This is a genomic window from Pseudoalteromonas sp. PPB1, assembly GCF_015356275.1.
Lineage (GTDB): Bacteria > Pseudomonadota > Gammaproteobacteria > Enterobacterales > Alteromonadaceae > Pseudoalteromonas > Pseudoalteromonas rubra_D.
Window position 1 is genome coordinate 1 of the sequence record NZ_JACEQV010000053.1, and the last position, 7,659, is coordinate 7,659.

Here is a 7,659-nt window from a genome sequence, read left to right on the forward strand (position 1 = left end):
CTTCGGCCTTCGCCAGCGCAGCCAGCCCCTGTGCGACTTCTTTGCTCAGCGTGCTTTTAACCTGTGCACCCTGATGTTGTTTGATGTCCGGACGCGAATAGTCCAGCGGTAAACTGTGTACCGGCGGCACATCTGCCAGTTGCTGCTGCCAGTACTCAAGCTGCTGTTCAAGCATCGCATCACTGAGGTAATCTCGTTGCCACTGCGCATAATCTGCGTACTGAATGGCCAAAGGGGCCAGTGGATTACTTTGCTTCTGACTATATGCCTGATACAGCTGGACAAATTCTTTAATCAAGACCTGCATCGACCAACCGTCGGAGGCAATATGATGCATGTTGAACAGCAACACCCCTTCATTGTCTGCCGTCTGAATATACCCGGCACGGATCATCACGTCGCGGGTCAGATCAAATGGCTGATTTAGCTGTTGCGTCATGGCTGTGGCGATGGCCTGTTGCTGCTTCGCTTCGTTGCACATCCGCACATCGTCATAACTGAGGGTAAAGCGGGCGTCCTGACGGATCAGCTGCTCTGCGCCCTGCTCGCCATCACGATAAACGGTTTTAAGTACTTCGTGGCGGTCAATGATGGTTTGTAACACTGCTTCCACCACTGTCAGATCCAGCGTACCGCGGACATCAAAGGCAGCCGGCATATTGTATTGCGCCGATCCCTTATGGAGCTGATCAATAAACCACAGGCGCTGCTGGGCAAAAGACAGTGGCGCGATATCCGATGCGACTCTGGGTGTGACTTTAGCGCGCACCTGAGTATTTTGCTGTTGCTCTGAGGCTAAAAATTCAATCAATGCCGCCTTATTTTGTTTTACCTGAGCGGCTATCTGAGGTGTGATTGCACCTTGTCTGGCTTTTGACTTGAGCTTGCCATTGTCGAGATAAAAACTGACGCCCTGTTTTTCTAGTTCTATGATTAACTTTTTAATTGTATTCATTGTTTTCTTCTTAAAATTCTGTCGATTAAATGTCGGACGCCGTGATTACCATTCCAGCTCTTCACACGCTTCTGTTTGCGTGTCGCGATTAGACTTAAGCTGCAAATATTCAATGTGAACCGCCTGATCGCAGATCCTGGTTGCGTCGTAGAGCTCCTGAATACTGAACTCAATGTTGAAGGTTTCACGCACCTGAGTTGCCAGCTTCACGACCAGCAGCGAATGGCCGCCCAGGTCGAAGAAGTGGCTTTGCGTGCTAATGTCCTGATGCGCTATGCCCAACAACTGAGACCAGATCTCACACAAGGTCTGCTCAATGTCATTTTCAGGTGCCACATAGGTATCCTGAAGCGCGCTGCTATCTGCTTCAGGCAGGGCTTTTTTGTTTACTTTGCCGTTGGCAGTCAGTGGCCAGTCGTCAATCACCACACCCAGCTTAGGCACCATGTAATCCGGTAAGGTTTGTGCCAGCGTGGCCAGCGTCTGAGTCATAAACTCAGGCTGAGCTTGTTCTGTAACAGTTTCCACAGGCTGGACATACGCCACTAAATAGGTGCCTGCCGGGCCGTTCTTAGCCAGCACCAGTGCACTGTCTACTTGTGTCTGGCGGCTCAGCTGCTGAGCAATCTCACCCAGCTCAACCCGGAAACCGCGAATTTTAATTTGGTCGTCGGCACGGCCCACGAAGGCCAGGTTGCCATCGGCCAGATAACGCACTAAATCGCCGGTGCGATACAGGCGTTTCGCGCTGCCTGCCACCTCGGGGTCGTAAAATGGATTGTCAATAAAGCGCTCGGCCGTCAGCTCAGGCTGATTCAGATAACCCTGTGCCAGACCGTCGCCGCCCACACACAACTCACCCACACTGCCATACGGCACCAGACTCAGGTCATCGCTTAGCACCAGGGCCTGATCGCCATTCAACGGCGTACCTATAGCAATGTCCTGACTTTGATGTAATGTCGGTATCGCGTAACAACAGCTGAAGGTGGTGTTTTCAGTCGGGCCATAGCCGTTGATGACTTGTGCCTGCGGCAATGCTTGCTGCACCCGCATCACATCGGCGCCGTGGACTATGTCGCCGCCAGCCAGTACATAACGCAGAGAAGTGCGACCGTCACAGTGATGGCTCCACTCACTGAACAAACCGGCCGTCAGCCACATGCTGTTAATGGCCTGACTATCAATCAGTGTATTAAGTGCATGAATGTCCAGCTGGTCCTGCGGATACAGCACACAACGTCCGCCATTGAGTAAGGGTCCCCATAGCTCTATGGTTGCCGCATCAAAGGCAATGTTAGCGCTGTGCAGGAATACCGTGTTGCTGTCCAGGGTCATAAAATGCGGCGTGCTAATAAGACGCTGCACCGCACGATGCGGGGTCAGCACACCTTTGGGCTGACCCGTTGAGCCTGAGGTATAAATCACATAGGCCAGCGCATCACCGCTAAGCGTTTGCAGAGCGGGGTTGTGCAGCGGATAGTCATCAAGCGCCAGGGCCGCAATATCGATGGCGGTGCCTGCCTGTTCGCTCATCAGGCTCTGGGCCACGGCCAGCCCACTGCCAAACCCAATCACTTGCTTCAGGCCAGCATCAACCGCCATATAGCTCAGGCGGCTGGCCGGGTAATTCGGGTCCAGTGGCACATAGGCGCCACCGGCTTTGAGTATCGCCAGTATGCTCACCACCATCTCTACCGAACGACTGCTGCATACCCCAATGAGGGTGCCAGATGTGATGTGCTGCTCACTCAGCAGGTAATGGGCCAGCTGATTGGCCCGCTGATTGAGCGTCTCATAACTGATGAATTGGTTCTGGAACACCAGCGCGGTTGCTTCAGGCGCTGCCGTTGCCTGTTGCTCAAAGGCCTGATGAATGCTCAGTGTGGCATCATAATTTTGTTCACTCTGGTTTGGTGATACCAGCAAAGTCTGCTGCTCTGTATCAGAGAGCAAGGTCAGGGTGCCCGGTGCCTGAGCGAGCAGGCTCGCACTGTCGCTGTGTGTCAGCGTCGTCAGTAAGGTGCCCAGATGACGATTAAGGGTGTCAATGTGTGCTTCGCTGAACAAGGCCGTGTCATAGGTCCAGCATAGTTCAACCCCGGTCTCACTCAACGCCATATTCACATCCAGGTCAAATTTGGCCACGACCGAGCCATCACTACGAGGACTCAGCTGAGCCCCACCCAGCGACCAGGCACTGTCTTCGACTTCCCCGGTCAGACCATAATCGGTGCGGGTCGTCAGCATCACCTGAAACAGCGGTGTGTGCGCCGTGCTGCGCGGTACATTCAGCTGCTCAACCAGCTGCTCGAACGGCACATCCTGGTTTGACTGCGCACCCAGATGGACGGCTTTAACATGTGCCAGATACTCCGCCAGGGTTGCCTGAGCGGTATTAACATTCAAAACTAAGGTATTGACGAAAAAGCCAATTAACGGCTCCAGCTCGGCCTGCATGCGGTTGGCCACCGGCGTACCAATGACGATATCCCGGGCATTACTGTGGCGCGATAACAGCAAAGACAAAGCGCCATGAAGGAGCATAAACGGCGTCAGCCCTTCGGCCTTCGCCAGCGCAGCCAGCCCCTGTGCGACTTCTTTGCTCAGCGTGCTTTTAACCTGTGCACCCTGATGTTGTTTGATGTCCGGACGCGAATAGTCCAGCGGTAAACTGTGTACCGGCGGGACATCTGCCAGTTGCTGCTGCCAGTACGCCAGCTGTTGTTCAAGCACCGCATCACTGAGGTAATCCCGTTGCCACTGCGCATAATCCGCGTACTGAATGGCCAAAGGGGCCAGTGGATTGCTTTGCTTCTGACTGTATGCCTGATACAGCTGGACAAATTCTTTAATCAAGACCTGCATCGACCAGCCATCGGAGGCAATGTGGTGCATGTTGAACAGCAACACCCCTTCGTTGTCTGCAGTCTGAATATAACCGGCGCGGATCATCACGTCGCGGGTCAGATCAAACGGCTGATTAAGCTGTTGCGTCATGGCTGTGGCGATGGCCTGTTGTTGCTGCGCTTCACTGCACATCCGCACATCATCATAACTGAGGGTAAAGCGGGCATCCTGACGGATCAGCTGCTCTGCCCCCTGCTCGCCATCGCGATAAACGGTTTTAAGCACTTCGTGACGGTCCATGATGGTTTGTAACACCGCTTCCACCACCATCAAATCCAGTGTGCCGCTGACATCAAAGGCAGCTGGCATATTATATTGCGTCGAGCCCTTATGGAGCTGATCGATAAACCACAGACGCTGCTGAGCAAAAGACAGTGGAAACGCGCTATGCTCACCAAGCTGTGGATCAGTCTGCAGTGCTCTGGGCAGTGCAGTGATCTGTTCGCGAACCTTCTCTCCGTGGTGCGCTGCCACTTCCCGGGCCTGATCTGCAATCGTCGCAGCATTAAACAGCGCTTTGATGGGTAACTCGACGGCCAGCTGCGCTCGCAACTCGGCGGCCAGTCTTACCGAAAGTAAAGAGTGCCCACCCAGGTCAAAAAAGTTATCCGTGGTACTGATACGACCGGCCTCTAAATCCAGTAATTGCGCCCAGATCTGGCATAATGCCTGTTCAACCTCATTTGCGGGCGCCACATAGGTACCATGGAGCGCCGAGGTATCCGCTTCAGGCAGGGCTTTTTTGTTTACTTTACCGTTGGCGGTCAGTGGCCACTCGTCAATCACCACACCCAGCTTTGGCACCATGTAATCCGGTAAGGATTGTGCCAGCGTGGCCAGCGTCTGAGTCATAAACTCTGGCTGTGCTTGCTCTGCGATGGTCTCAACTGGCTGGACGTACGCCACCAAATAGGTGCCTGCCGGGCCGTTCTTAGCCAGCACCAGTGCACTGTCTACTTGTGTCTGGCGGCTCAGCTGCTGAGCTATCTCGCCCAGTTCAACCCGGAAGCCGCGAATTTTAATTTGGTCGTCGGCACGGCCCACGAAGGCCAGGTTGCCATCGGCCAGGTAGCGCACTAAATCGCCGGTGCGATACAGGCGTTTCGCGCTGCCTGCCACCTCGGGGTCATAAAATGGATTGTCAATAAAGCGCTCGGCCGTCAACTCAGGCTGATTCAGATAACCCTGCGCCAGACCGTCGCCGCCCACACACAATTCACCCACACTGCCATACGGTACCAAACTCAGGTCATCGCTTAGCACCAGGGCCTGATCGCCATTCAACGGCGTACCTATAGCAATGTCCTGACTCTCATGTAATGTCGGTATCGCGTAACAACAGCTGAAGGTGGTGTTTTCCGTCGGGCCATAGCCGTTGATGACTTGTGCCTGCGGCAATGCTTGCTGCACCCGCATTACATCAGCGCCATGGACTATGTCGCCACCAGCCAGCACATAACGTAAAGAGGTGCGACCGTCACAGTGGTGACTCCACTCACTGAACAAACCGGCCGTCAGCCACATGCTGTTAATGGCCTGACTATCAATCAGTGTGTTGAGTGCATGAATGTCCGGCTGGTCCTGCGGATACAGCACACAACGTCCACCATTGAGTAAAGGTCCCCACAACTCTATGGTTGCCGCATCAAAGGCAATGTTGGCGCTGTGCAGGAATACCGTGTCGCTGTCCAGGGTCATAAAATGCGGCGTGCTAATAAGACGCTGTACCGCACGATGCGGGGTCAGCACGCCTTTGGGCTGACCGGTTGAGCCTGAGGTATAAATCACATAAGCCAGCGCATCACCGCTAAGCGTTTGCAGAGCGGGGTTGTGCAGCGGATAATCATCAAGCGTCAGGGCCGCAATATCGATGGCGGTGCCTGCCTGTTCGCTCATCAGGCTCTGGGCCACGGCCAGCCCACTGCCATACCCAATCACTTGCTTCAGGCCTGCATCAACCGCCATATAGCTCAGGCGGCTGGCCGGGTAGTTCGGGTCCAGTGGCACATACGCCCCACCGGCTTTGAGTATCGCCAGTATGCTCACCACCATTTCTACCGAGCGGCTGCTGCATACCCCAATCAGGGTGCCTGGCGTAATGTGCTGCTCACCCAGCAGGTAATGAGCCAGCTGATTGGCCCGCTGATTTAGCTCGGCGTAACTGATGGATTGGTTCTGGAACACCAGCGCCGTTGCCTCAGGCGCAGCCGCGGCTTGCTGTTCAAATAAATGATGAATACAAGCCGTGTCGTCGTAGCCTAAGCTGCGCTGACCCTGCGTCAGTAACCTGGCCACTTCATCTGCCGGCAGTACACTCAGTGAACTCACTGGCTGTGTTTGGGCAGCTTCCGTTAGCTTACTCAGCGCCGTAATCACATACTCTGCGATACGGCTGATCTCTACCTGCTCATCAATTTGTAAGTCCAGGCTGAACACATGGGCTGCGCCATAATCATTCACCGATAAGTTAAACGGGTAGTTGGTGCGCTCCTGTGCGCTCAGACCCTGAATATCGCTGTCTTGTGCTGGCGTATCGGCTTCATCCCGCTCGGTGTGACGATAGTTCAGCATCGCGCTGAATAACGGACCATCTGAGCCCACTGCGCTGTGTTTCTGCGCCTGTGCCAGCGATACCTGCTCATAAGGCAGCAACGCTTTCAATCGTTTGTCCACGTCTTTAATCAAGTCTGTGACCGAAGACCCCTGTAACTCAACCGCCACGGGTAAGGTGTTGATCAACATGCCCAGCAGGCGTTCTACGCCTGCGCCGCCATTCATCCGACCGCTCATCACGGTGCCAAACACCACTTCCTGCTGGTTGCTGCAAGCCCCCAGCACCAGTGCCCAGGCGGCGTGGAAAATCGCTGCCGGACTGACTTCATGCTGTTTTGCATAAGCGCGGATGGACTTGCTCAACGCATCACTCAGAGCCACTTTATGCTCTCGAATAGTATCACCGTTACCCTGAGTATCCTGCAACCCAAAAGGCAGTGTCGGCTCGCTGATATGGCCCAGCGACTCAGAGAAAAACCCTTCTATATCGAGCGTTTCCATGCGCGCCAGGGTATCGCTGATAAACTGGCGGTAAGACGCCGGCGCAGGCAAGCTCTGTGCCTTACCAGCGCTGTAACTGTGTAGTTCATCCTGGATCACCGCCATGGCAACATGGTCGATGATCAGGTGGTGTGCCTGTAATAGTGCATAGTGGGAACCCGTGTCCGGATCCTGACACACCTGCAAGCGTAACAATGGTGCCTGAGCCAGATCCAGCCACTGTGGACCATCGGCCAGCGCGGTGATGGTTTGCTGTGCACTCAGTCCCTCAGCACAGGCAAGCTGTGTCACCGGCAGCGTCACAGAGCGCTGTACCACCTGCAATGCCTGACGCTTACCCTGCCAGAGAATGGCAGTACGCAGCACATCATGACGGGCCAGCAAAAAGTTCAGGCTGTCAGTAAACTGAGCCAGAGCCGCATCACTTTTTAATTCATAAAGATAATTAGTGACATAGGGATCGTTCTCCGGGTCCATACTGTGTACGAACAGCACCCCTTCCTGTAAAGGCGCCAGCGGATAGATATCCTGAATGTTGGCCATGCCTCCGGTGATCTCGGCGGCGATGTCGTTCAGCTCAGCCTGGCTCAGTGCAGCCAGCGGCACCATATCTGGCGTAATGGCGGTGCAACCGGCCGGGATCAGGCTGCGGCTTTCATCTGTGTCGCCTGTAGTGGCACGGCTCAATCCCTGTGCCATTTCCTGTAAGGACTGAGCGGCGAACAGCGCCTGTGCATCCA

At 54.7% G+C, this 7,659-nt stretch carries 2 protein-coding genes; both read right to left on the reverse strand.

Annotation, left to right across the window (positions count from 1 at the left end):
- Positions 1-955: condensation domain-containing protein (locus tag IY568_RS24095; RefSeq protein WP_228553560.1), on the reverse strand; the 955-nt coding region annotated here is incomplete at its 3' end.
- A gap of 45 nt (positions 956-1,000) precedes the next feature.
- Positions 1,001-7,618 carry a non-ribosomal peptide synthetase gene (locus IY568_RS24100; RefSeq protein WP_228553561.1) on the reverse strand — a complete coding sequence of 2,206 codons (6,618 nt, stop codon included), beginning with the start codon at positions 7,616-7,618 and terminating at the stop codon, positions 1,001-1,003.
- Between the last annotated feature and the right edge of the window lie 41 nt (positions 7,619-7,659).

Coding starts and splice junctions, on each gene's coding strand:
- IY568_RS24100 (WP_228553561.1), bottom strand. CDS start 7,618: ATGGCACAGGGATTGAGCCGTGCCACTACAGGCGACACAGATGAAAGC.